This is a genomic window from Paraburkholderia sp. J7 (genome assembly GCF_905220155.1).
Lineage (GTDB): Bacteria > Pseudomonadota > Gammaproteobacteria > Burkholderiales > Burkholderiaceae > Paraburkholderia.
The window spans coordinates 238404-262901 of the sequence record NZ_CAJMYZ010000009.1 but is presented as its reverse complement, the minus strand read 5'-3'; the positions used below and the strand labels follow the sequence as shown (position 1 = coordinate 262901).

18 protein-coding genes are annotated in these 24498 nt (G+C 63.7%); 7 read left to right on the top strand and 11 right to left on the bottom strand.

The window, feature by feature from the left end:
• Positions 1-41: 41 nt before the first annotated feature.
• From U5A58_RS17170 to U5A58_RS17155, 4 genes are all read right to left on the bottom strand, one after another.
• A complete protein-coding gene (locus U5A58_RS17170) occupies positions 42-737 on the bottom strand; it encodes a phosphatase PAP2 family protein (RefSeq protein ID WP_321911990.1) in 696 nt (231 codons plus the stop codon).
• A gap of 286 nt (positions 738-1023) precedes the next feature.
• On the bottom strand, positions 1024-2139 hold the full coding sequence (locus U5A58_RS17165) for a succinylglutamate desuccinylase/aspartoacylase family protein (protein ID WP_321962334.1): 1116 nt from the start codon (positions 2137-2139) through the stop codon (positions 1024-1026).
• A 94-nt stretch (positions 2140-2233) separates the two neighbouring features.
• Complete coding sequence (locus U5A58_RS17160; RefSeq protein ID WP_321911985.1) at positions 2234-3010, bottom strand: ABC transporter substrate-binding protein; 777 nt, start codon at positions 3008-3010, stop codon at positions 2234-2236.
• A 342-nt stretch (positions 3011-3352) separates the two neighbouring features.
• The gene (locus tag U5A58_RS17155; protein WP_321911983.1) at positions 3353-3652 is read right to left on the bottom strand and encodes a hypothetical protein; all 300 of its coding nucleotides are present in this window, start codon (positions 3650-3652) and stop codon (positions 3353-3355) included.
• Positions 3653-3974: 322 nt separating this feature from the next.
• Here U5A58_RS17155 and U5A58_RS17150 point away from each other — a divergent pair, with 322 nt between their 5' ends.
• Positions 3975-5897, top strand: coding sequence for an enterotoxin (locus tag U5A58_RS17150; protein ID WP_321962333.1), 1923 nt, complete (start codon positions 3975-3977; stop codon positions 5895-5897).
• Here the strand turns inward: U5A58_RS17150 and U5A58_RS17145 are convergent.
• The gene (locus U5A58_RS17145; RefSeq protein WP_321962332.1) at positions 5894-7723 is read right to left on the bottom strand and encodes a beta-galactosidase; all 1830 of its coding nucleotides are present in this window, start codon (positions 7721-7723) and stop codon (positions 5894-5896) included. The two genes, U5A58_RS17150 and U5A58_RS17145, sit on opposite strands and share 4 nt — an antisense overlap.
• A gap of 113 nt (positions 7724-7836) precedes the next feature.
• On the opposite strand from U5A58_RS17145, the gene U5A58_RS17140 reads away from it, so the two are divergent.
• Positions 7837-8397, top strand: coding sequence for a DUF308 domain-containing protein (locus tag U5A58_RS17140; RefSeq protein ID WP_321945605.1), 561 nt, complete (start codon positions 7837-7839; stop codon positions 8395-8397).
• 129 nt (positions 8398-8526) lie between these two features.
• On the top strand, positions 8527-8907 hold the full coding sequence (locus U5A58_RS17135; RefSeq protein ID WP_158762316.1) for a PLDc N-terminal domain-containing protein: 381 nt from the start codon (positions 8527-8529) through the stop codon (positions 8905-8907).
• 88 nt (positions 8908-8995) lie between these two features.
• Here U5A58_RS17135 and U5A58_RS17130 read toward each other — a convergent pair whose 3' ends face one another.
• A complete protein-coding gene (locus tag U5A58_RS17130; RefSeq protein ID WP_321911974.1) occupies positions 8996-9319 on the bottom strand; it encodes an RcnB family protein in 324 nt (107 codons plus the stop codon).
• Positions 9320-9771: 452 nt separating this feature from the next.
• Between U5A58_RS17130 and U5A58_RS17125 the strand changes: the two genes are divergently transcribed.
• Genes U5A58_RS17125 through U5A58_RS17115 form a run of 3 tightly spaced genes read left to right on the top strand, consistent with a single transcriptional unit; the run spans position 9772 to position 15598 of the window.
• On the top strand, positions 9772-10932 hold the full coding sequence (locus tag U5A58_RS17125; RefSeq protein ID WP_321962331.1) for an efflux RND transporter periplasmic adaptor subunit: 1161 nt from the start codon (positions 9772-9774) through the stop codon (positions 10930-10932).
• 12 nt (positions 10933-10944) lie between these two features.
• Complete coding sequence (locus tag U5A58_RS17120) at positions 10945-14133, top strand: multidrug efflux RND transporter permease subunit (protein ID WP_321962330.1); 3189 nt, start codon at positions 10945-10947, stop codon at positions 14131-14133.
• Positions 14126-15598, top strand: coding sequence for an efflux transporter outer membrane subunit (locus U5A58_RS17115; protein ID WP_321962329.1), 1473 nt, complete (start codon positions 14126-14128; stop codon positions 15596-15598). Before U5A58_RS17120 ends, U5A58_RS17115 begins: the two co-directional genes overlap by 8 nt.
• Positions 15599-15629: 31 nt before the next feature.
• Here the strand turns inward: U5A58_RS17115 and U5A58_RS17110 are convergent, their stop codons facing one another.
• Both U5A58_RS17110 and U5A58_RS17105 read right to left on the bottom strand, forming a co-directional pair.
• Entirely contained in the window at positions 15630-17129 is a 1500-nt protein-coding gene (locus tag U5A58_RS17110; protein ID WP_321962328.1) for a diguanylate cyclase, read from the bottom strand.
• Entirely contained in the window at positions 17104-19854 is a 2751-nt protein-coding gene (locus U5A58_RS17105; protein ID WP_321962327.1) for a putative bifunctional diguanylate cyclase/phosphodiesterase, read from the bottom strand. The genes U5A58_RS17110 and U5A58_RS17105 overlap by 26 nt, the downstream gene beginning before the upstream one ends.
• A gap of 366 nt (positions 19855-20220) precedes the next feature.
• Here U5A58_RS17105 and U5A58_RS17100 point away from each other — a divergent pair, with 366 nt between their 5' ends.
• Entirely contained in the window at positions 20221-21945 is a 1725-nt protein-coding gene (locus U5A58_RS17100) for a dihydroxyacetone kinase family protein (RefSeq protein ID WP_321962325.1), read from the top strand.
• 26 nt (positions 21946-21971) lie between these two features.
• Here U5A58_RS17100 and U5A58_RS17095 read toward each other — a convergent pair whose 3' ends face one another.
• From U5A58_RS17095 to U5A58_RS17085, 3 genes are all read right to left on the bottom strand, one after another.
• On the bottom strand, positions 21972-22466 hold the full coding sequence (locus tag U5A58_RS17095) for a DUF3237 domain-containing protein (protein ID WP_321962324.1): 495 nt from the start codon (positions 22464-22466) through the stop codon (positions 21972-21974).
• A 64-nt stretch (positions 22467-22530) separates the two neighbouring features.
• A complete protein-coding gene (locus tag U5A58_RS17090; RefSeq protein WP_321962323.1) occupies positions 22531-23280 on the bottom strand; it encodes a glucose 1-dehydrogenase in 750 nt (249 codons plus the stop codon).
• A gap of 59 nt (positions 23281-23339) precedes the next feature.
• On the bottom strand, positions 23340-24458 hold the full coding sequence (locus U5A58_RS17085) for an alkene reductase (RefSeq protein WP_321962322.1): 1119 nt from the start codon (positions 24456-24458) through the stop codon (positions 23340-23342).
• Positions 24459-24498 lie beyond the last annotated feature (40 nt).

The following is a 24498-nucleotide window of genomic DNA, read 5'->3' as shown; positions in this document are numbered from 1 at the left end:
CCGCGCGGGCGGCGCGCCAAAAGCGCCGCCCGCGCCAGATTTCAGCTCATTGCGTGCAACACGGAGTGGGTGAGTCGCAGCAGATCGTCGAACTGCGTGACCAGTTCGAAACACACGAGAAATGCCATTGCGGCGGCCGGGCCGGGAAAGCGCGTCATCAAGCGCAGCGCGGGCCCGGCGGTTCGCTTCCTGATGGCGTCGCGCGTCATCAGCCAGGTGATCGCCACACCGATTACGCCGCCCGCGATCAGATCGGTGGGATAGTGATAGCCGAGATAGGCACGCGGCAAGCAGATAATCAGTAGCACATATAAAATCGCCAGCGCACCGACGAACCGCCACACAAGAAAGATCCCCACCGCAATCGCCACCCACAGCATGGCGTGATCGCTTGGAAACGAGCTGAAGTCAGTCAGCCCAGCCGCCCGCAAGGACGACGAGGCGAAATGCAGATGCAGATCGGGATTGAAAATTGGCCGTTGCCGGAACGGTAGAAAGCGCGCGAGGAGGCGTCCCACTGCCAGCGCGATCAGGCCGCTGGCCACCGTGGCGAACATCATCTCGCGCCGCCACTCGCGACGCTCGTTCGGCTGGAACCAGATCCACGCGATGAGCGGGATGAGGACATAACCTTTGAACGTGTAGAGTCCGGCCATCACCCGGATCGCGTGATTGAGCAGGGGCGGCAGATCGATTCGGGTGAGCGCTCCCAGAATGACGGTATCGAAACTGTTCATTTATTGTGGGCCATTCTGCTGACTTTATTTACGAATGAGAAAGGCGGCCGGAAACGGAAGTCCCCGGCCGCCCTGGCGCCCAATGCGTTAGGCGTTGGCAATCGTAAGTTTCAACCCGGCGCGCATAGGTAAAGAATCGCAAGCAAGTGTAAATGGCGCTTGCGTGCGTGCTCACTGCGCCGCAAAGGCAGGCAATGTCCTTTGCGATATGCCTGCAGGCGTGTTGTTCCCGTGCTGTTACGCCTCGTCACAGATTCATTGCTGGCGAACTGTGACCCCACATAAGTTAATCGGGCAGCAGCGACCCGCTGCGCAGCGGGGTGGCGCCTGCTACCCACGCCACTTCCATCCCTGCCGTGGCGAAGCGTGTGCGTTGACGTGCGTACAGCATGCCGGTCACGGAACTCGCGATCGTGCTGACGCGATCGGTCAGCGGATCGACCACATCGGCTATCGGCTGGCCAGGTTCGACCTTGACGCCAACCGGCGTGCGGAACACGAGCACGCCGGAGGCCGGCGCGATGAGCGATTCGGCGCCCGCCAGCGGCGTAGGCGCGTATTCGAGCCGGGGCAGTGGCGCAGGTGTGCCCTCGATCACGCCGCGATGCGTGAGGTAGTCGATGATGGCGTTCGCATCGCGCTCGGCAAAGTCGTAGCTCACATCCGCCTGGCCGCGCAGCTCGATCGTCACGGAAACCGCGCCGTTGGGAATGGGGTAGCGCTCGCCATAGCGCTCGCGCAGCGCGGACCAGCAGAAGCTGTGAATCTCATCGAAGGGATTGCCGTTCGAATTGAGCGCGAAGAGCGATGCTTTCGCGTCGAGATAGCGCGCGAGCGGTTCGACATCGGCCCACAGGTCGGGATTCGTATAGAGATGCATCGCGCCTTCGAAGTCGCAATGCAGGTCGAGCACGACATCGGCGTCGTATGAAAGGCGCTGGAGCGCGAGACGCTGCGAGCTGAGTTCGGTGGTCGGCGCCTGTTCGTCAAGCGCTTCTCGCATCGCCGCGCGCACGGTGAGCAGATTCTGCTGCGCGTCGCCGGTGAGTCGAGGGCCGACACGCGGAAGCACGAGTTCGGCGAGATCGTGGAAATGGCGGTTGAAATTGGCGGCGGTGCCGCTTTCGAAGCGGCCAAGCAGTTGGCCGAGCAGGCGCTGATTGAGGCCAATCGGATTCGGCACGGGCACCACGACGACCTCGCCGCGCAGCTTTCCCGCGGCTTCGAGCATGGCCAGGCGTTTGCGCAGCGCCCAGGCGACCAGCATGCCGGGCAGTTCGTCGGCATGCAGCGAAGACTGGATGTAGATCTTCTGTGCGCCGGTTGGACCGTAGTGGAAGCTCGTGAGGTGCCGCGCGGTGCCGAGCGCCGGCGAAATGAGCGGATGGGTTTGCGTTTGCATGATGGCGTGAGCGCGAGGTGAACGTCCAGCGGCTGAAAAAGGGCAAAAGGCGCGGGAATGTCCCGCGCCTTCGTCGTGTGTAGCGTGCCTGGGCTTACGAACCGTATACGTCGAATGCGAAGTATCGCGATTCGATCTTCTTGTACGTGCCGTCCTGGATCATATCTGCCAGCGCTTTGTCGATCTTGACTTTCAGGTCGGTGTCGTCCTTGCGCAGGCCGATAGCGGCGCCGTTGCCAAGGATGCCGCCCGGATCGCTCAGCTCGCCGCTCGTGAACGCATAGCCTGCGCCGCGCGGGGTCTTCAGGAAGCTCAGGTCGGCCTGCACCGCGTCTTGCAGCGCGGCGTCGAGGCGGCCGGAGAGCAGGTCCGCGTAGACCTGGTCCTGATCCTGGTAAGGCACGATCTTCACGCCGTTGGGCGCCCAATTCGCTTTGGCATAGGTTTCCTGAGTCGTTCCCTGCTCGACGCCAACCGTCTTGCCCTTCAACGAATCGGCCGTGGGCTGCAGGGTCGAGCCTTTCTTCGCGACGAGACGGCTGGGCGTGTGGAAGACCTTCGACGAGAACGCGATTTGCGCTTCACGCTGCGGCGTCTTCGACATCGAAGAGAGCACGGCGTCGAACTTCTTCGCCTTGAGCGCCGGAATCATGCCGTCGAATTCGCTTTCCACCCAAACGCACTTCGCGTTGATGCGCTTGCAGATTTCATTGCCGACGTCGATGTCGAAGCCGACGAGCTTGCCGTCCGTGCTTTTCGATTCGAACGGAGGATAGCTTGCATCCACGCCGAAGCGGACGGTGGTCCAGTCCTTCGCGCAGACGGAGGTTGCGACGGCGAGCATCGCCATGCACAGGGCAAACTTCTTCATTGACGTGGAGTCTCCAATATGTCTTTCAACGCCGCCTTGACGGATGGCGGCTTGGTCAACAGCGGGCCATCACGTCAGCCATGTTGTATAGACAAGATAAGGAATCTCACATATTGAGGCAACTAGGGTTTTTGCTGGCGGGAGGTGTAAACGCTTTGACATGTAAGCGTTGCAAGCCGGAGGATGGCTTTGGGGGCAGGGTGGAGGGAGTTGTAAGTTGTTATTGGCTAGACAACTATAAGACGCTAGCCAAAGAAAACTGCTATCGCGCGGGTGGCGCGAGCACAGGCGCAGGCGCGCGCATCAGGTTGCGCGCGCAACTATCTGGGGAGCGCTTGCCGGTCAATCGTCGTCGTCGCCGTGATGATGTCCCCAGCCGCGATGGCGCCCATGGTCATGCCAGTGGCGCTCGTCCTCGTCGTGGTCGTAGCGGTAGTAGCCGTAAGCCGGGGCCGCTTCGTAGACCGTTGCGGGGGGCGCTGCATAAACGACGGGCGGCGGCGCCTCGTACACCGGCTCGGGCGCGGCATAAACCGGACCGGGAACGCCGAGATAGACACCGATATCGGCATGGGCGGATGCCGCGCTGCTGACACACGTCCCTGCGAGCCCTGCGAGTAGATAAAACGTCAGGCGATTCATGATGATCTCTATTCCATTGAACGGACGCGGTTGCAATGGAAGCGGATTCTAGTCGCTGAGCTTACGGAAGGAATGCGCGGAATTGTCAATCGTGTAACCGGTGGTAAAGCAGCGGGAAAGCGCGCTGGCTTAAGGTTCTCATAAGAATATTTTGAGGCGCAGAGTCGGCGTTCGTTTGGGTATGCCGCTTTAGGGTCATTACACGCATGTGCGCGGAGCGGGTTGAATGCGTGTGCCGGTTGCCATTACCCTATGAGAACTGTTTGCGCCCACGACAGGTTGCCCGATGCGTGCCGACGATCGACCCTCTACGCAAGCCAGCATGCCCGAATTCCGCAAGCAGGGCGACGCCTGTTCGTTCGGGAACGATGTCATTGCATTGCACTGGGCACTCGCGGATGAACACCTCACCCGCTTCTCACTGGTCGATTGCGCGGGGGAACGCGCGTTGCCGATCGTCGCGCTATTTGCGTTGACCCTCGCGGACGGCGCCACACTCGGCCCGAGCGACATGCGCGTCGTCGCGCCGGTACGGGAACAGGCGCTCGCCGCCAACCCTCGAGCCTCGCGATTGGCCGAGCGCCTGGCGGGCCGCCGCGTGAGCGTTGCGCTGGAAGACGCCCAAGGACGCCTGCGTGCGCAATGGAGCATGGAGCAGCGTGACGGCGCGCGATATCTGCGTATGACGCTGGACCTGAGCGCACGGCGCCTGGACGAAGCCATCGCCGTGGTTTCGCTGCTGCAGACTCGGGCCGCGGGCGCACAGGCTTGCACCGAACGCATGGGCACGCCGGTCGTGGCGGGCAGCTTCTATCTGGGCTTCGAGCTGCCGCTTGCAACCAGCCACGTGGACGGAGAAAGCGTGAGCTTTACGCTACAACGCGCGCTGCCACTCGAAAGGAACCGGACGCTGACTTACTCCGCGGTGGCCGGCGTGGTTCGCGAAGGTCAATTGCGTCGTGATTTCGCCGCATACCTCGAACAGGAGCGCGCCCGCCCCTATCGCCCGTTTCTGCACTACAACAGCTGGTGGGATATCGGGTACCTCACACCTTATACGCAGGAGCAGGCGCTGGAGCGTATCGAAACGATTGGCCGCGAATTGCATGGCGTACGCGGTGTACAGATCGACTCGTTTCTTTTCGACGATGGCTGGGACGACCTTGGCGGCGGCTGGCATTTCAGCCGCGCATTTCCACAGGGCTTCGTGCCGCTGCGCGACGCCGCAGCACGATTTGGCGCCGCGCCGGGCGTATGGCTGTCTCCCTGGGGGGGATATTGCGCGCCAAAGGAGCAGCGGGTCATGCGGGGCCGTGCCGCCGGTTATGAAGTCATCGACAACGGCTTTGCGTTATCGGGGCCGCGGTATTACGCGCGTTTTCACGAAGTCGTAATGAACCTGCTCGCGAGAGACGGCGTGAACCAGTTCAAGTTCGACGGGACGGGCAACGCAGACAGTGTGTTTTCTGGCAGCCTTTTCGATAGCGACTGGGACGCGGCGATCCAGCTCATCGGCGACATTCGCGCGGCCAAACCCGAAACCTTCATCAATCTCTCGACCGGCACGCACGCATCGCCATTCTGGCTGCGCCACGTCGACGCAATCTGGCGCGGCGGCAACGACGACGGTCAAGCGGGCAGCGGCACGAACCGCGAACGCTGGATTACCTACCGCGATGCGCAGACGTATCACAACGTCGTGCAGCGCAGCCCGTTCTTTCCACTCAATTCGCTCATGCTGCACGGTATCGTCCTTGCACAGTGCAATCCGCGTCTGAATACGCCGGAAGGGGGCGCATTCGCTCACGAAGTCTGGTCGTTCTTCGCAAGCGGAACACAATTGCAGGAGCTATACCTCACGCCTTCGCTGCTGAGCGAAGACGACTGGAACGGACTCGCGCAAGCTGCCCGATGGGCGCGAGCGAACGGCGACGTTTTGCGCGACAGTCATTGGATTGGCGGGGCGCCCGACGAAGCGGCCATCTACGGCTGGGCGGCGTGGGCGCCGCGCAAGGCAATCGTGACGCTGCGCAATCCGCACGACGAGGCGCAGCGCTTTGTACTGGCACTGCGGCATCAACTGGAACTGCCGACCGCGGCAGCGGGGCGGTTTCACGCGCGCAGTGTCTGGCGTGCGAATGTGGCCAGCATTCCGGCGGTACTGGACGCCGACGTGCCGCTTGAAATATCGCTCGCCCCATTCGAAGTGCTCACGCTGGAACTGCTGCCGGCACAGGGTTGCTAGTACAACGAATTGACCAGGTGCACCGGCTTCGCCTCGGTCTGGTGCAGGTCGAAGATCAGCACGTCGTTCTCGCCCTGCGCGAGCCACGGCGCGGGACAATACAAGCGCTGTTGCGGGCCGATACTCCAGTAGCGCCCGAGATTGTGCCCGTTGACCCACACCACGCCTTTGGTCCAATGGCTCATATCGAGCCATGTGTCGCCGACCTCATTCAAGTCCAGACGCGCCTTGAAAAAGAGCCCGGGTTTCCGCGGATTCGTGCAGCGCTCCTCCAATGCGGCGATGAACGCTTCATCCATCGGCAGCAAAAAGGCTTCCCAGTCCTTGAGCGACGAGATGGACCCGTCGGCGTATTGCAGCTTCACGGGTTCCAGCAGACCTTTGCGGTCGACTATCGCAGGCCCGAAATTGACGCGCCCCATGCCCTCTACGAGGATTTCCAGCGCGCTCGGCGCACCAGTCGAGGCGGCGGGCAACGCGAGCGGCGCGCGATGCGTCACGCGCAACGCCTGTGCATAGCCGGTCGGAATCTGTGCGCGCGAGACGCCACCCACGTAAAGCTCGCCGACGAAAACCGCCGCATAGTCATGAACGCCGCTGATATCCAGCGCGCTGGCGGGTTGCGCGGGCAACGTTCTGCGATACAGCATGAAGCCCGATATCAGGCCGTAGTGTTCGAAGGAATGCGGATCGGCGCTTGACTCGCGTGGCAGGGGCGACGGCAGATTGTCCCAGACCGAAGCGTAGAGGGTTGGCGCGAGCGCGCGGCCCGATAGTGTGGCGATGGCATCGGGAATGTCCGGCAAGGGCTCGCTCAGGTAGCTCGCAATGATGTCGCGATACTTCACGTATTTTGCCGTGGCCGCTCCTTGTTCATTGATCGGCGCGCCATAGTCGTAGCTCGTGATGTCGGGTTGATAGTTGCCTGACTCGTCCACGTTCGCGCCGGCAAAAAAGGCAAAGCTCGTGCCGCCATGAATGACATAGAGGTTGAACGACAATTGCGAGCGCATGAATTCCGTCAAGACGGCGGAAAGGTCGTAATCGAGCCCAGCGAATGCCGGCTCGCCCCAATGCGTGAGCCAGCCAGGGTAGACCTCGCCCGCCATCGCGGGCACCGCGGGAAAGGCGCGGCGCACCGTTGCGATTTGCTGCGCGTTGCCGTTGCTCAACGCAATCGCACCGCCCTTCACGGTGCTGCGATTGCGTTCGAGTTGCGCAAGGCCGTCTTCGGTATAGAACGGCCCTGTTATGCCGCCTCGTAGCCAAAGCTGCCTGAGTTCTTCCAGATAAGCGGGATTGCTGGCGTACGATCCGAACTCATTCTCGATCTGGATCATGAGGATCGGCCCGCCTGCTTCGAGCATCAACGGCTTGATACGCGGAACCAGCTCGCCGATGTAGCGCGCAACCGCCGCCATGTAACGGGCGTTGGTGGCCGAGTCGGTGCGCAGTTGAATGTCCGGGTCGCTCAGCAGATAAGAGGGCAGGCCTCCCAGATCCCACTCGGCGCAAACATATGGCCCTGGCCGCAACAACACCCAGAGCGCTTCTTCCTGACACAGACGGATGAACGCTTCGATATCGCGGTTGCCGCTCTCGAAGTCGAACACGCCTTTGCGCGGCTCGTGGTAATTCCACATGATGTACAACGCGATGCAGTTCATGCCCATCGCTTTGGCCATGCGGATACGATGCAGCCAGTACTCGCGTGGAATGCGCGCGGGATGCATCTCGCCGCTGCGAATCTGGAAGGGCCCGCCGTCGAGCAGGAACTGCTGGCCGTCGGAGCTGAACGAGAAGGTGTGGCTGCGTTCGAGGTTCACAGTGCAATCGCGCCCTTGTATTTGCGGACTCAAGCACTATACTTCCACGGCTGATCGTAGAACGCTTAATTTCGCTTAAGCCTATAATTCGGCAAGAATACGCGCAAGTCAGAATGCCGAGCTATGTAACCGTATTGACGCAGTTACATTCGAATATGCCAAAGCGTGCTATTTTTCCAATTGCCAGTTCAACCCTTCTCGTTGCGGCGGGAATTATCTGCATCGTCTTGTCGCTCACGACAAGGTCAATGATCGGAACGCTTTTCATCGCAAGGATGCTGCTGTTCTGCGGCTTCGTGCATGCCTTGAATCTCTTCACGACGAAAGACTGGAAGCTCGCCATCAGGCGCATTCCGCCAGTCATTGTGCCCGTTCTCATCGGCATTCTCATTCTGGTCAACGACAGCGCGCGGGCGCGCGGTCTTACCGTGATGCTGATGATCTTCTTCGTGCTCGACGGCTTCTTCAAGATCATTGCGTCGGTCGGGCAGGACGTGAAACTCAACAATATCGGCATTGTCAGCGCGGCGCTGTCTTTCCTGCTCGCCATATTTCTGGCCGCCAATTTCCCGAGCGTGCCGTTGCCCTTGCTTGGACTGTTCCTCGGGCTGGATCTCATTTCCATGGGTGTGGTGCCGTTAGCCGGCCGGGAGCGCAGGCGCAGCCTGGTCTGACCTGATGAAAGCGAAGCTGGCTGCCGCGTCACGTCCGTGCATCACGTTTCGCGCGCTCAGTGTAGCCTTCGATGTTCGTGTCAGCGCACAGTTACCGTTTTCCACACGCAAAACCGACGGAGGCGATTCATGATCTTCGCAAATGGCTTTACGTTTTCGAACTTCATTATCGATGCGTTTTCGATATTCATGTTCATTCTGTGGTTCTGGTTGTTCATCACGATCACGAGCGACCTGTTTCGCCGAACCGATATATCGGGATTCATGAAGATCGTCTGGGTGATATTTCTGATTGTTTTGCCGTATATCGGCATATTCGCCTATGTGCTCACGCAAGGCAGGGACATGGCGCATCGCAACCAGGAGCGGGCGCAGAAGGCGCGCGAAGAACTGCGTCACATTGTGGGCTACAGTGTCGCAGACGAAATCGAGAAGCTGGACAAGCTCAGAACGACAGGGTCGATTTCAGACGACGAGTACAAGCGCCTTCGCTCGCGGCTCGTCGATTAAGCGGGGCGGCCGGCACGGCAACCGCCCAGGCAAGAATCAGGCAGCAATCGCGCGGGCTACGCACACGTAGCCCGTCGTGTCATCCTACTTATTCAGTACCCGGAACGATCTTCGCGATCTTCCAGTTGCTTCTCGACACCAGCACGTAGTCGCCGTTCACACCGAGCCACTGCTGCCCGCGCTTCGGTGCGTCCAGGTTATGCGATTTCCAGTCCTTCATCTGATAGTTGTAATGCCGGTATTTCGAGGGGACCTGATCGCCCTCGTGCCAGTCGCGATGTGGCATGGTTGGCATGACCTGCTGGCGGCCTGTCCCCTGGCTTTGATCGCCGCCGGAGCCTTGTGCAATTGCTGACGAGGAGACACCGACGACGAGCGCAGCGATGACTGAGAGGACGAGTTGGCTTTTCATGATTCGATCTCCTGAGGCAAGAAGATGATTGACGTCGCCATGACGTATGGCTTATTCGGTTATAGAACAACCTGAAAGCCGTGATGTCCGACTGTACGAACGTGCCCTTAAAAGCGTATGGGCAATGGCTGGAATACGGAGAAATCCAGCGGTGTGAATAAGGGTGTGAAGCGTCTATCCATAGTAGTAAACGGAATTCCGACTTCAAGAAATTTGCGAATGGTTGATTTTGTGGCCGTTTTGCGTAAATCCTGTGAATGCATGAAAGCGTTATCTGTTAGATAACGATCGAAATGTGGTGTGCTTTCCCCACGCGCCCGCGCTTGCGGACTGCACACATCGGGGGCCGCAAATCGCAGTTTGAGAGAACATCGCAGTGAGCCGTTCGAAAACATGCGCAACGAGCCGTTCGGGCGCGCGTGTACCGACTCTATTTTTCGGTGGAGCCTCGCGTGTCAAACTGCGAACCCAGACGCTGTCGGCCGTTGTTGATCGTCGTTGCGGCAACGTTGCTGCTGGCGGGCTTCGGATGTCGCGACCGCCAAGCCCAGGGCGGCGCTGCGCCGCCGCCGAGCGTGCTGGTCGAAACGGTTGCGGCGCAATCCATTCCTCGCGTGATCGAATTGCCGGGGCGCATCGAAGCGATCCGCTCGGCGGAGGTGCGGGCGCGCGTAGACGGCATAGTCGAGCGGCGTCTGTTCGAGGAAGGCACCGACGTGCGCGCTGGCGCGCCGCTCTTTCTCATCGATTCACGCGACTACCAGGCTGCATTGCAGCAGGCCCAGGCGGCGCTGAACCGGGCCCGGGCCGTGCAGGGCAATGCGGCTTCGGAAGTGGCGCGCTTCAAGCCGCTGGTGGCGCGCCAGGTGGTGAGCGCCCAGGAATTCGAGGCCGCGACGGCCGCACTGCAGCAGGCCGACGCGAATGTTGCGGACGCACGCGCCGCCGTGACGCTCGCGCAGCTTCGCCTCGATCGATGCACGGTTCGCGCGCCCATTGCGGGCCGTGTCGGCCGCGCGCTCGTGACCGAAGGCGCGCTCGTCAGTGCGGCGGGCGCGACCTTGCTCACGCAGGTCAATCAGCTCTCGCCCGTGAACGCCGTGTTCACGCAGTCGAATATCTCGTTGCTGGAAGTACGCAAACAGATCGCGTCGGGCTCGCTCGCCGCGCCGGCCGCAGACCGCGCGCAAGTGCGGCTGACGCTTGCGAACGGCGTCGACTATAGCGAGCCGGGCGTGCTCGACTTTACCGATCTCGTCGTCGATCCGTCCACCGGCACGCAGGTGCTGCGCGCGCGCTTCAACAATGCGTCGCGCATTTTGTTGCCGGGGCAGTTCGTGCGCGGGCACATCGTGATCGGCACGATACCGAACGGCCTGATTGTGCCCGCGCGCGCCGTGCAGTTCGACAACAACGGGGCGAGCCTCTCGCTCGTGGCCGACGATGGCACCGTCGTGCGGCGCAATGTCGTTCTCGGCCCGCAGGAAGCGGGGCAATGGGTCGTGAAGGATGGGCTCGAGCCCGGCGAGCGTGTGATCGTCGACGGCTGGCAGAGGGTGCAGCCGGGGCAGCGCGTGGACGCCCGTCCCTTCGCCGCTCCGAGCCACTCCTGAGCGGCACGCGCCATGAACCGATTCTTCGTCTACCGGCCGGTCTTCGCGTGGGTGGTTGCGCTCTTCATTGCGCTCTTTGGCGGCCTCGCGCTCATGCTGCTGCCCGTCGAGCAGTACCCCGACGTCGCGCCCCCCTCGCTCACGATATCGGCGGCATACAGCGGCGCGGATGCGCAAACGCTGGACCGCACGGTCACGTCGATCATCGAAGACGAAATGAACGGCGTCGAGAACTTCCTTTACATGTCGTCGCAAAGCCGCTCGAACGGCACGGCGCAGATCACCGTCACGCTCAGGCCCGGCACGAATCTCGACGTCGCGCTCTCGCAGGTCCAGGACCGCCTGAGCCGCGTGGAGCCACGCTTGCCGCTGGAAGTGAGACAGGTGGGGGTGACCGTCACGAAAGCGTCGTCGGGCTTTCTGATGCTCATTGCGCTGCAATCCGCCGATGCGTCGATACCGGCGGTGGAACTGGGCAACTTCGCCGCCAATAACATCGTCAACGAATTGCGCCGCATTCCCGGCGTGGGGGATGCACAGCTGTTCGGTTCGTCGTATGCCATGCGGATATGGATCGATCCGGAAAAACTGAGCAGTTTCGGTCTTTCGGCCAACGAAGTGATGACGGCCATCCAGGAACAGAACAGCCAGACCGCGGGCGGCAGCCTCGGCGACCAACCGCTTGCGCCGGGCGCCGAACTCAATGCGCAGATCGTTACGCGAGGCCGCTTTTCGACGCCCGAGCAGTTTCGCGAGATCATCGTGCGCTCGAACCCGGATGGGTCGACCGTGCGCGTGGGCGACGTGGCGCGCGTGGAGCTGGGCAACGACAGCTATGGTTTTCGCTTTCGCGTGAACGGCAAGGAGTCGGCCGGGATCGCCATCCAGCTCGCGAGCGGTGCGAACGCGCTGGCCGTGGCGAACGCCGTGCGGCAGCGTCTCACGCAGCTGCAGCCGACTTTCCCGAAGGGCGTGACATGGGTCGTGCCGTTCGATACCACACCGTTCATCACGACCTCGTTGAGCGGCGTGTTGCGCACGATGGTCGAAGCGCTGCTGCTCGTGACAGTCATCGTGTTCCTGTTCCTGCAGAAGTGGCGCGCGACGCTCATTCCCACGCTGGTCGTGCCGATCGCGCTCGTCGGCACTTGCGTCGGCATTTATTTGTTCGGACTCTCCATTAATCTGCTTTCATTGTTCGCCATGGTCGTGGCGATCGGCGTGCTCAATGACGACGCGATCGTGGTGGTGGAAAGCGTCGAGCGCGTGATGCAGGACGAGGGGCTCAGCGCGCGGCGTGCGACTGTGAAGGCCATCGGGCAAATTGCGGGCGCCGCCATCGCGAGTACGCTCGTGCTCATCGCGGTGTTCGTTCCGATGGCGTTCTTTCCGGGCTCCACTGGCGCGATCTATCGCCAGTTCTCGGTCACGCTCACTGTCTCGATCTTCCTGTCCACCTTGCTCGCGCTGACGCTGGGCGTGGCCATGTCGGCGACGCTGCTCGGCAGCAAGGCGAAGACCGATGACGGTACAGGCAAACCCGCTGCCAGGCATTGGCCTGCGCGCTTCCAGCAGCGCGTTTTCGACGCATTCAATCGCGGCATGGAAACGGCCACCGAGCGCTACGTGCTGGCTGTGGAGGCCATGCTGCGCAAGCCGGTGCGCTGGCTGTTCGTATTCGTCGTGGTCTGCGGGGCGACCGGGTTCCTCTTTACCCAGTTGCCGCGCGGCTTCATTCCGGGCGAGGACCAGGGGCACATTTTCGTCGCGTATACGGCCGCGCCCGGCGCGACGGCGCAGCGCACGCAACAGGTCGTCGATCAAGTCGAGGCCTTTCTCAGGCAGCAGCCTCAGGTACGCAATATCGCGTCGGTCACGGGATTCAGCTTCTTCGGCCAGGGGCAGTCGGCGGCCATGTCGTTCGTCGACCTTAAGCCGTGGTCGGACCGGCCCGGTGCGGCGAATTCGGCAGGAGCGCTCGTTGGGCGTGCGAACGCGGCATTCCGCAATATCCCTCAAGCGCTCGTCTTCGCACTCGACCCGCCCGCCATTCCCTCGCTTGGCAACGCGAGCGGCTTCACGATGAAGATCCTGGACCGCAGCGGCGTAGGCGGCGCGGCGTTGCAGCAGGCGAGCGCGCGCATGCTGGCCGAGGCCGCGCGCAGCCCCTTGCTGGTGGGCGTGCGGCCCGACGGCTTGCCGCCCGCACCGCAGCTCTATGTCGATATCGACCGCGTGAAGGCGCGCGCGCTGGGGCTGCAGATCGGGCAGGTGAACAGCGCGCTCGCGCTCGCATTCGGCGCGAACTACGTGAACGATTTTGTCTATGAGGGGAACGTGCTGCGCGTGCTCATGCAGGCTGATGCGGACCAGCGCATGCGGCCCGAGGACATCGGCGCGCTGCGCCTGCGCAACAACGTGGGGGAGATGGTGCCGTTTTCGGCGTTCACGAGCGTGCACTGGACCGCTGGGCCACAGCAGGTCGAACGCTATAACGGCTTTCCCTCGGCCACGATCTCGGGGCAGGCGGCGCCTGGCCGCTCCAGCGGCGCGGCGCTCGCGGAGATGGAGCGTATTGCGGACCACGTGCTTTCCGGCAGCCTGAGCTACGAATGGACCGGCACGGCCTTCGAGGAACAGCAGGCGGCCGGGCAGATCGGCGCGCTGCTGTTGCTTTCCCTCGTCGTGGTGTTCTTGCTGCTCGCCGCGCTCTACGAGAGCTGGGCGATTCCGGTTGCCGTGCTGCTCATCATTCCGCTGGGCGTGCTGGGCGCGGTTCTCCTTACCATGGCGCGCGGTTTCTCCGCCGATGTCTACTTCAACATCGGCCTCGTGACGATCATCGGTCTCGCGGCCAAGAACGCCATTCTGATCGTGGAATTCGCCATCAAGGAAGAGGCCGCGGGCAGCGATACCGTGAGCGCCGCCGTGAACGGCGCGCGCCAGCGCCTGCGCCCGATTCTGATGACGAGCGTGACCTTCGTGCTCGGCATGCTGCCGCTCGTGGTCGCCACGGGCGCGGGCGCAGCGGGCCGGCAGGCGGTGGGCACCGGCATCATGGGCAGCATGCTTACGGCCACGCTGTTCGGCATCTTCTTTACGCCCGTGTTCTATGTGGTGGCGCGCAGATGGCTGAGCCGCAAGCGCGCGCCAGACGATGACGAAGAAGACGCGCGGCCCGCAGGAGCGAGCGATGTTTAAGACTGCCAGGTGGATGGCGATCGCCGCGTGCCTCGTGCTCGCTTCGTGCAATTTCGCCCCGCACTACCAGCAGCCTGAATCGCCGGTGGCCAGCACCTACGAGAGTGCGGATATCGCTGCGCCCGGCGGCGAGCGTCTCGCTTCGGAATTGAACTGGGAGACGTTTTTCCGCGACCCGGCGCTCAAACAGCTCATTGCCACGGCGCTTGCGCATAACCGCGATCTGGCGGCGTCGGTGGCGCGCATCGAGCAGGCGCAGGCGCTCTACCGCGTGCAGCGCTCCGCGCAGTTTCCGCAAGTGGCCGTGGGCGCCGACGCCACGCGCACCAAAACGCCGCTCAACTCCATCGAGCCCGAGCTTCCCAACAACAACACCTCCATTCACTTCAATCAGTACAGCGTGCAGGTGGCCGTCACGTCGTTCGAACTCGACTTCTGGGGGCGCGTGGCGAACCTGAGCGAGTCTGCACGCCGCAATTATCTGGCGACGGTGGAGGCCAACGAAGCGTTTCGTCTTTCGCTCATCAGCAACGTGGCGGCGACGTACTACGCCATCCTCTCGGGCAACGAGGGCATCGACCTGGCGCAGCACACGCTCGAAACGCGTCAATATGCGCTCGAAGTCGCGCGGCTGCGCCTCGAAGCGGGCGCGACATCGCTCGTGGATTACCAGCAGGCGCGCATTCTCGTCACGCAGGCGCAGACGCAGCTTGCCGAGCTGCAAAGAACGACGGGCCAGCAGCGCGATCAGTTGGCGGTCCTGATCGGTGGCCCGCTGCCCGACACCGTGGACATGATGCAGCGCCATGCGCTGGCCGACGCCGACCAGTTCGGCACGCTCGATGCGGGCCTGCCTTCCGCGCTGCTCGCGTTGCGCCCCGACATCCGCGCCGCCGAGCAGTCGTTGCGGGCCGCCGATGCCGACATCGGCGCCGCTCGCGCCGACTACTTTCCGCGTATTTCGCTCACGGGCAATTTCGGCTATGTGTCTCCGGAGTTGAGCGATTTGTTCGTGCCCGGCAAGCAGGCGTGGCTCATATCCGGATTCGTCTCGCTGCCGATCTTCGACGCGGGCCGCCGCAGCGCCCAGGTGCGGCTGTCCGAAGCGCGTCAAACGGAACTCGTGGCGAACTACCAGAAGGCCGTTCAGGTAGCGTTCCGGGAAGTCTCCGACGCGCTGATCGCGCGCCAGCGCTTGCAGGAGCAGATCGCGGCACAAGCGCGCGCGGTGGACTCGGAGGCGCGCCTGGCAGAAGCCGCCGAACTGCGCTACCAGAACGGCATTTCCATCTACCTGGAAGTGGTCGATGCGAAGCGCAGCCTGTTCGCAGCCCAACAGCAATTGATCCAGCTACGCGCGGCGGCGCTGCAAAACGGCGCTTCGCTTTATGTCGCGCTTGGGGGAGGGCAAGATGCGCCGCGCCCGGCGCATGCGGACGCGGCCAGCGGGGTTGCCAGCCCCTAGCCGCGCGGCTTGAGCACGGCGCACGCGGCACTCATGCACCACACATGGCAACGCGATTGCGGCCGCGCGCCTTGGCGTCGTACAACGCCTGATCGGCCGCCTTGATGATCTGCGTGACATCGACATCGTGGTCGGGCGACCAGCTTGCCGAGCCAATGCTGGCCGTGACGCGACCGTACTCGCTGCCCGCATGCTCGATGGCCAGTTCGCTGATCGCATGGCGGATTTTCTCGGCGATCGCACAGGCGCCTTCCAGCAGCGTATCGGGCAACACGACGATGAACTCTTCGCCGCCGTAACGGGCGGCGGTGTCCGCGGGCCGGCGGATGTTTTCGCCAATGCAGCGTGCCACGGCGGCGAGTGCGTCGTCGCCGGCCTGGTGACCGTACTGGTCGTTATAGTCCTTGAACCGGTCGATATCGACGAAGAGCAGCGAGAACACGCTGCGCGCGCGTTTTGCGCGCCGCCACTCCTGTTCGAGGATTTCACCGAGCGTGCGGCGATTGTTCAGGCCCGTGAGGCTGTCCGTGCGCGCGAGCAACTGCAGTTCGGACTCGGCGAGCATTCTGCGCCGCAATTGCGTGGCGAGCACGAATGAAAGCGCGACGAAGCCAATGGCGAAAGTGCCCATGAGCGTGCCGATGGTCAGCGCACGCCGCCGCCACGCGGCGTAGATATCGGGCTCGGCTTCCGCCACCATGATGATGAGCGGCTGGCGCGGGAAATTGCGGAAAAAATACAGGCGGCGTGTGCCGTCGATCGACGACGTGTCCGAGAAACTCCCTTCTTTCGCGCTCACAAAGTGGCGAAACGTACTGGCGTTGCGGATGTTGCGCCCCACCACGGCCGGGTCGTAGGGCTGCCGCATGATCATGGTGCCGTCTTGCGCGATCAGCGAAATCGCCCCGTGCGGGCCGAGCGAGAGCCCGGCGAACAGCTGGTGAAAATACTCGAGGTTTATTGCGATCATGACGATGCCGGCGAACGATCCGTCGGGATGCGACAGTCTTCGGCTCAACGCAATGCTCGGCGCGCCGTTGCGCAGGCGCGAACGGTATGGCGCGCTCACGTACAGGCCAGCATAGGGATTCTCGCGCTGAACCGTGAAGTAGTCGCGGTCGGCGAAATTGGCCTTCGGCGGCGAGTCGGTGGCCGAATTCATGACGACGTTGCCCGCTTCGTCGAGCACCAGTATCGAGCCCAGATATTCCGCGGTAATGGCGTGATCGAACAGCAGCTGGCTGCGCAGGTGCACGGGCAACGCCATGACGTCGGGCCGGCCGATGCCGTCGACCACGGCCTGCAGCGAAAGCGCGTAAAGCTCGAAATTGCGCTCGATATCGCGTTCGGCGACGAGCGCGACGTTGCGCGAGTTCTCCCGGGCGCGCTCGAGGGCATCGTGGCGGCTCTCGTAGAGTACCGTCGCGCACAGCGACGCCATGATGAAGGCGACCGCGAGGCTGCCATGGAAAATGGCGCGCGGCCCCGTGAGCCACCTGAGCAGGTTAGCGCGTGTGAACGCTGGCCGCATGGCTCGCTTCCAGGTAGGCCTGCGCGCTCGCGGCATCGACCGGGCGTGAAAACAAGTAGCCCTGCGCCTCGTTGCAGCCGTTTTCGATCAGGAATTCTAGTTGCCGCGGCGTCTCCACGCCTTCGGCTACTACGCGCATGCCGAGCGTATGGCCGAGGGTGAGCACCGCTTTCACAATGACCTCGTCCGCGCGCGAGTGGCCAATGCCTCTCACGAACGACATGTCGAGCTTGAGGCGATCGGGCATGAAGCTGCGAATGTACCCAAGACTCGAATAGCCCGAGCCGAAGTCGTCGATTGCGACCGAGAGCCCCATCTCGCGAAGCGCGCGCAGCGTGGCGAGCGAGCGGGGCGCCATGAGCACGCCCTCCGTAATTTCCAGTTCGATATTGCGCGGGCTCACGCCCGTGCGCGTGAGCGTTTCCGCCATCACGGCGGGCAAGTCCGCTCGTATGAACTGGACCGGCGATACGTTCACCGAAACAACGATGTCGGGGTATTGGCGCGCCCACTCGCGGGCCTGCCGGCATGCCTCCTCGAAAACGAACTCGCCGATCTGCACGATCAGGCCATTCTCTTCGGCAAGCGGGATGAACAACGCGGGGCTGACCTGGCCACGCTCCGGATCGTGCCAGCGAACGAGCGCCTCGAAGCCCATCGTTTCGCCCGACGTCGGGTTGACTCTCGCCTGCCATGCAACGGCAAACGCGCGCGACGCCACGGCGAGGCGCAACGCCTGCGCGAGGCTTGCGCGCTCCAGGTTCTGCCTGGCGATGGCCATGTCGAACACCTGCATGCTGCCGGGACCCATCGACTTGGCGCGATACATGGCGGAGTCGGCGTACTTGAGCAGGGAGTCCGGGTCGCTTGAATGATCGGGGAACACGGCGAGGCCGACACAGGCCAGCGGCACGATGACCTTGTTGCCGATGAGCAGGCCATGTGTCAAGGATTCCTGCATGCTCGACGCGGCGGCGACGAAGTTCTCGGCGTTGCCTCGCCCATACAGCACGGCGACGAACTCGTCGCCTGCGTATCGCGAGACGATCTCGCCGTGCGTAATATTGGCGGACAGGCGGCGCGCCACTTCGCACAGCACTTCGTCGCCCGCGGTATGGCCGAGGGAGTCGTTGACCTCCTTGAAATTGTCGAGGTCGATGAACACCAGCGCAAACTTCTGCTGCTCGTGCAGCGCTGTCCTGACCAGCTCATGCAAACGCGCCTTGAGGCCGAGCCGGTTCGGCAGATGCGTGAGCGAGTCTTCGTTGGCTTGCAGGCGCAACTGCTCCTGATAGCGGATGCGCTCGGAAACGTCGTTGAACACGCTCACGCAATGGGTGGGGCGGTTGCGCTCGTCGAGCACGGGCGCGACATGCAGCTCGATCCAGTAGGGTGAACCATCGGGCCTGTAGCACTTGAGCAGGCCTTCGGCTTCACGCTCGGATTGCATGGCACTCCGAATGGTATCGGCATCGGGGGACGATACGTCGCAATCGAGCATGCTCCAATGCTCGGCGCGTTTCGCCTCCTCCACTGCGCGGCCGGTAATGCGCTCGAATGCAGCATTGGCGTAGGTGACGATACTCTCGCCGTCGACCTTCTGCGAAATGATGACGGCGTTTCTCGAAGCCTCCAGCGCCCGGCTGCGAATGCGCAAATGCTCTCGCGCCTGCTCGTGCGCCGTGACGTCGTGCGCCGTGATGAAACACGCGTCGTGGCCCGCATAGTCCAGCATGTGCCATGCGATATCGACGTGGATCACTTCTCCGCCAACGCGCACGTGCCGGCGCACGCCGCCTGCGCCGCCTTGGGCGCCGGAATTGACATAGCCGTGCAGGTCGCGGCGGAACGCTTCGGTTTCGGCCGGCGGACGAAGCTGCTCGATCGACATGCCCTTGAGCTGCTGCAGGCTCGCGCCGTATTGACGCTGGGCCGCGGCGTTCGCGGTGAGGATCGTATAGGAGCGGACGTCGAAAATGAGCATCGCGACCGGATGCTGTTCGAAGTACTCACGAAACCGCCGCTCGGATTCGAACGCCACGATTTTCGCTGCGCTGCGGGAAAGCGCAGCGCGGTGGCTCGTGAATAGCGTGAAGAGCAGCAGCAGCGCGCCGGCTGTCGCGGTGCCGATCAGCGAGATTTTTTGCCGCGCGAGCTGCGCCTGCGCGCCGAACTGCACCACCCTGATTTGCTCGCGTTGCTCGGAGCGCAGCTCGGTGAGGAGCGACATGATCGAGCTGAGCGTTTCGTTCGCGCGCTGCATCAGGGCGGGCTCGAGCTTTGCGCCCGCGTCGGCGAGCGCGATATTGCGCGCGGCCGCGTCGAGCTGCTCGGGCCAGACGGCGCTCAACTGGCGCAACTGGCGGATCGTACGCGCATTGCGCGGCGCGCCGGCAAAGTCGTGCTCGAGCCGGTCGTAAATGCCGGCCACCACGGCGGCCCGCCTGATCGGCCATGCGCGCGACGTGTAGCCCGCCGTGCCCACGCCTTTGAGGAAGTCGGTATTCGCCGCGATATGCAGCGTGAGGAGGGCTTCGAGTTCCGACGTGATGTTCAGTTCCTGACGCAGCCGCGAGTCGGCCGTTCCGCGCGAAAGGTTCGCGCTCAGCGTCGCGCCAATTGCCACGCATACGATCAGCGCAACGGCCAGCGCAGCGGCGACGCCTTTGCGGGGCGCACGGGAGGGGGCCTGTGGTACGGATGCGGATAGTTCAGCTACGTTCATCGCTATGCAACGCGATTCGGCACATCGCCCCTTGCGCCGCGTTGCTCGGCGGGAAAGGGCAGGTTACGGGTGAAGGCACCGGCGTCAGCGCGGGAGGCGGGCAGAGGGGCCATGGCGTTCCAGGCATGCAGACGGCGACGGCACGGGCAAGTCCGTGATCGGACGCTACTGCCTGAATAACGGGTGTTCGACGTGCCGCTTTGATTGGTGTTTTTACCTAGGTGGCCCGGGCCATGCCGGGATTTTTTACGACGGGCGGGGCACGCATCCGGAGCGCGTTTTGACGCCCGTGCTTCAATACGCCCATGGCATGAAGGGATCGCGCGGTGCGCTGTTTCTGCCCTGTTACTCTTTCGAGGGACTCACATGAAGAAGCTCGTCAACGACCCGTCGTTTGTGGTGCGCGAGATGCTCGAAGGCATTGCGCGCACTGCGCCGCATGTCGCCGTGCTTGGCGACGAAAACGTCCTCGTTCGCAATCCGCTGCCGGGCCCGCTTGCGCGCCAGGTTGCGGTGATCTCGGGCGGCGGTAGCGGCCACGAGCCCGCGCATGGCGGCTACGTGGGGCAAGGCATGCTGAGCGCCGCGGTCTGCGGCGAAGTCTTCACATCGCCCTCGACCGACGCCGTGCTCGCCGCGATCCGCGCGAGCGCTGGCCCGAACGGCGCGCTGCTCATCGTGAAGAACTACACGGGCGACCGGCTCAATTTCGGTCTGGCGGCGGAACTGGCGCGCGCCGAGGGCATTCCGGTCGAAATCGTCATCGTGGCGGACGACGTGTCGTTGCGCGGGCATACGGAGCGCAATCAGCGGCGCGGCATTGCGGGGACTGTGCTAGTGCACAAGATCGCGGGCGCAGCGGCCGCGCGCGGCGACGCGCTGGAACTCGTGGCCGCGATCGCCCGCAGCGCGGCCGCCAATCTCGGCACGATGGGCGTGGCGCTCGATGGCTGCACGCTGCCTGGCGCCGAGAAAGCTGGCTTTCTGCTGGGCGACGACGAGATCGAACTCGGCATGGGCATTCACGGCGAGAAGGGCGTGGAACGCACGACGCCGATGACAGCGGGCGAATTGACGGAGACGCTGCTCGCCAACATCGTCGAAGACCTGGCGTTGAAAAGCGGCGAGCGCGTGGCGCTGCTCGTGAACGGGCTGGGCGCGACCCCGGAGATGGAACTGGCGATCATCATGCGCGATGCATTCGATAGCCTGAATCGACGTGATGTGGTGGTCGAACGCGCATGGACCGGCACGTTTCTCTCGGCGCTCAATATGCCGGGCTGTTCGATATCCGTGCTGCGACTCGACGACGCCAGACTCGCATTGCTCGACGCCGACACCGAAGCACACGCGTGGCCCGGCGTCGGCGCAGTGAATCGGCTGATCCGTATCGAGCCTGCGTTTTCAGCAGCGCAAGCGCGCGCAGAGTCGGGCGCAACGCCCGCCGATGCCGCCAGCGAAGCATGGGCGCAGCGTCTCAAACCGGCGCTCGATGCCGTTGCGCACGCATTGATCGAGAACGAAGCGCTGTTCACGGACCTCGATTCCCGCGCCGGCGACGGCGATCTGGGCGCGAGCATGCATCGTGCCGCGCAGGCCGTGCTCGCTGTGCCGCAAGGCGCGCTTGGTTCGCCGGGCAGCGCGCTCGCCGCGCTCAGCACGGCATTGCGCCGCGCAATAGCGGGCAGTTCCGGGCCGTTCTATGCAACAGCGCTACTGCGCGCTTCGCGCACGCTTGGCGAGACAGTACAGCCCGGTGCGCTGGATTGGGCCGCCGCCATGCGCGGCGCGGCCGAGGCGATCAGCGAACTGGGCGGCGCGAAGCCGGGCGACCGCACGATGCTCGATGCACTCGTGCCCGCTGCCGATGCGCTGGAAAACGCCCTGAATTCGGCGTGCCCGGTGGGCGAAGCGTGGGCGCAGGCGGTGAGCGCCGCGGAGACGGGGGCGAAAGGCACCGAGCGAATGACACCGCGCGCGGGCCGGGCGAGCTATCTGGGCGCGCGCGCGATCGGCACACCCGATGGCGGGGCGGTGGTGGTGGCGTGCTGGCTCAAGGCGCTGCAGCCGCATATCGGCGCGGTTCCGTAAGGCGGGGTCCCGGCGAAGCACAAAACTCAAAGCACCTCGAAAACGCTATAAACCGGCCCCCCTGGAAAACGGTGCCCCGTGCCAACAGCAATGACGCGATTGAGCCACTCGTACTTACCTGCGGGCGCTTCGAAAACAGGATTGGTCCGAAAGTAATAGCTGGCCGGGTCGACGGCTTCCCCCCGATCCAACCGCTGCAAGACTTCCGGCTCGCCATGACGCACGCCGCGATACGACATCAGCAGCTTCGTACCGTCGTCGGTGCGCAGTAGCAGCCGCACATCGAGCGTCGTGCTGCCGTCACCGCGCACGGTCTGCCAGTCGCTGCCGCCATCTAGCACGACGCCCGAAAGGCGTTCGCCCGCAAACGTACCGGACGGCACGATGCCGACACGGCGCAGCGCGCCCCCGGTCTGGCCGATGATCTCTATCGGCTTGACGTCGAGCCGCATCACGAAGAGCGGGCGGGTTTGCACGGTTCTGAGTGCGGGCGGAAGTTCATCGAAACGAGGCGTGGACATGGCGGTCACCTTAGGGGCGTTCACGTTGATAGCGGGGAGGTTGAGCGCGGCGGCGCAATGAAAATCACGCAGCCGTCCGGCCGCCGTTCACGCGCAGGATTTCGCCCGTCATGAAGCTGGCCTCGTCGGAGCCGACAAAGCGGATCGCGTTGGCAATCTCCTCGGGGTTGCCCGCGCGCTTGAGCGGCACGCCCGCGAGCGCGGCCGCTTTGCGCGCCGGGTCGGGCATGAAGCGGTCGAGCATGGCGGTCTGCACGGGGCCGGGCGCCACGGCGTTCACGCGCACGCCGAACGGCGCCGCTTCGAGTGCAGCCGACTTCGTGAGACCCTCCACCGCATGTTTGCTCGCCACGTACAGCGCCGCATTGGGCGCGCCACGCGAGCCCATGGTCGACGAAACGTTGACGATGCTGCCGCCGCCCTGCGCCGTCATGGCGCGCAGTTCGTGTTTCATTGCGAGCAGCGTGCCGAGGACGTTCGCATCGAACACGGCCGCGTAGCGCTCGGGCGTTTGCTCGGTGACGGGACCCGCCTCGCCTTCCACGCCCGCTGAGTTGACCGCAATATCGATGCGCCCGAAACGTTCGATCGTGCGCTCGACCAGCGCGCGCACGTCATCTTCCTTGCTGACGTCGGCGTGGACGTATTCGGCTTGCGCACCGAGTTCGCGAAGTTCCTCCGCCAGTGCGCGGCCAGGCTCGTCGCGGCGGCCTGCAACGACCACGCTCGCCTTGTCGCGCGCGTAAGCGAGAGCGGTGGCGCGGCCGATACCGCTCAATGCGCCGGTAATCAAAACGACAGGTTGGGTGCTCATGGTAGGGCTCCAGTGAATGTATGCGGGCAAGGCGGGGGTTCTGCGAGTGCTCTGCGAATTCAGTCAGCGGCGGTCTGCGCTTCTTCGTACGTCCCGAAGTCGCTGTAGTCGCGTTCGGTGCCGCCCCAGAACGCATCACGGCGGTACGGCGTGAGCGGGTGGCCGTGGCGAAGGCGTTCAGGCAGGTCGGGATTCGAGGAAAACCAGCGGCCGAAAGCCACGAGGTCGGCGTCGCCGCGTTGCAGGATCTGTTCGGCGCCTGCCCGGTCGAAGCCGCCCGCGGCGATGATCGGGCCGGAAAAGTGCTGGCGCAGGAACGCCGAAGCCACGGGCGCTTCTCCTTCCACCAGCGTTTCGGTACCCATGACGCGCGGCTCGATCACGTGCAGATAGGCTAGCCCATAAGCGTCGAGACGGTCGGCAAAGTAGCCGAACGTGGCTTGCGGATCGCTGTCCGTTATCGCGCCCCAGCGGCCGCTCGGCGACACACGCACGCCTACGCGGTCAGCGCCCCACACGGAGGCGAGCGCATCGACCACCTCCAGCGAGAAGCGGGCGCGCTTTTCGACGGTGCCGCCGTAGGCGTCGCTGCGCTTGTTGGTGCCGTCCTGGAGGAAGGTGTCGGCGAGATAGCCGTTCGCGTTGTGCAGTTCGACGCCGTCGAACCCGGCTTCTTTCGCGCGCACGGCGGCGCGGCGGAACGACTCCACCAGCGCGGGAATTTCGGCGAGTGCAAGCGCGCGGTGCGGCGAGTTCGGCACCCAGCCGTTTTGGGTGAGCACCGTGGTTTCGTACGGGACCACGGAAGGCGCGACCGGCGCGTTGCCCCAACTGAGGTCCACGTGCGACTGGCGGCCGTCGTGGGCGATCTGCATGAAGATGCTGCCGCCTTCGGCATGCACGGCTCGCGTGATCTTCCGCCAGGCTTCGACGTGCGTATCGGTATAGATGCCAGGCGCGCCGATATAGCCGCGGCTGTCGTAGGACGGATGCGCGCTTTCCGTGATCAGCAAGCCGCCCGCCGAGGCGCGCTGGCGGTAGTAGTCCACCATCATCGCGCTCGGGCTGTGGTCGGGGTCGGCGCGTAGGCGCGTCATCGGCGCCAGTACGACGCGGTGATCGAGTTCCACCGGGCCCACTTTCGCGGGTGAGAACAGTTTGAGGTTGTTCGCATTCATTTTGGATGCCTTATTGTTTCGTGTTGTTGGGTGCGCTCAA

What these genes read in the sequence shown, in the direction of transcription:
- U5A58_RS17100 (WP_321962325.1), top strand. Translation starts at nt 20,221, where the DNA reads ATGAAGAAGCTCGTCAACGACCCGTCGTTTGTGGTGCGCGAGATGCTC.
- U5A58_RS17165 (WP_321962334.1), bottom strand. Translation starts at nt 2,139, where the DNA reads ATGCAAACGCAAACCCATCCGCTCATTTCGCCGGCGCTCGGCACCGCG.
- U5A58_RS17160 (WP_321911985.1), bottom strand. Translation starts at nt 3,010, where the DNA reads ATGAAGAAGTTTGCCCTGTGCATGGCGATGCTCGCCGTCGCAACCTCC.
- U5A58_RS17085 (WP_321962322.1), bottom strand. Translation starts at nt 24,458, where the DNA reads ATGAATGCGAACAACCTCAAACTGTTCTCACCCGCGAAAGTGGGCCCG.
- U5A58_RS17105 (WP_321962327.1), bottom strand. Translation starts at nt 19,854, where the DNA reads ATGAACGTAGCTGAACTATCCGCATCCGTACCACAGGCCCCCTCCCGT.
- U5A58_RS17130 (WP_321911974.1), bottom strand. Translation starts at nt 9,319, where the DNA reads ATGAAAAGCCAACTCGTCCTCTCAGTCATCGCTGCGCTCGTCGTCGGT.
- U5A58_RS17115 (WP_321962329.1), top strand. Translation starts at nt 14,126, where the DNA reads ATGTTTAAGACTGCCAGGTGGATGGCGATCGCCGCGTGCCTCGTGCTC.
- U5A58_RS17135 (WP_158762316.1), top strand. Translation starts at nt 8,527, where the DNA reads ATGATCTTCGCAAATGGCTTTACGTTTTCGAACTTCATTATCGATGCG.
- U5A58_RS17095 (WP_321962324.1), bottom strand. Translation starts at nt 22,466, where the DNA reads ATGTCCACGCCTCGTTTCGATGAACTTCCGCCCGCACTCAGAACCGTG.
- U5A58_RS17120 (WP_321962330.1), top strand. Translation starts at nt 10,945, where the DNA reads ATGAACCGATTCTTCGTCTACCGGCCGGTCTTCGCGTGGGTGGTTGCG.
- U5A58_RS17155 (WP_321911983.1), bottom strand. Translation starts at nt 3,652, where the DNA reads ATGAATCGCCTGACGTTTTATCTACTCGCAGGGCTCGCAGGGACGTGT.
- U5A58_RS17170 (WP_321911990.1), bottom strand. Translation starts at nt 737, where the DNA reads ATGAACAGTTTCGATACCGTCATTCTGGGAGCGCTCACCCGAATCGAT.
- U5A58_RS17150 (WP_321962333.1), top strand. Translation starts at nt 3,975, where the DNA reads ATGCCCGAATTCCGCAAGCAGGGCGACGCCTGTTCGTTCGGGAACGAT.
- U5A58_RS17090 (WP_321962323.1), bottom strand. Translation starts at nt 23,280, where the DNA reads ATGAGCACCCAACCTGTCGTTTTGATTACCGGCGCATTGAGCGGTATC.
- U5A58_RS17140 (WP_321945605.1), top strand. Translation starts at nt 7,837, where the DNA reads ATGCCGAGCTATGTAACCGTATTGACGCAGTTACATTCGAATATGCCA.
- U5A58_RS17110 (WP_321962328.1), bottom strand. Translation starts at nt 17,129, where the DNA reads ATGCGGCCAGCGTTCACACGCGCTAACCTGCTCAGGTGGCTCACGGGG.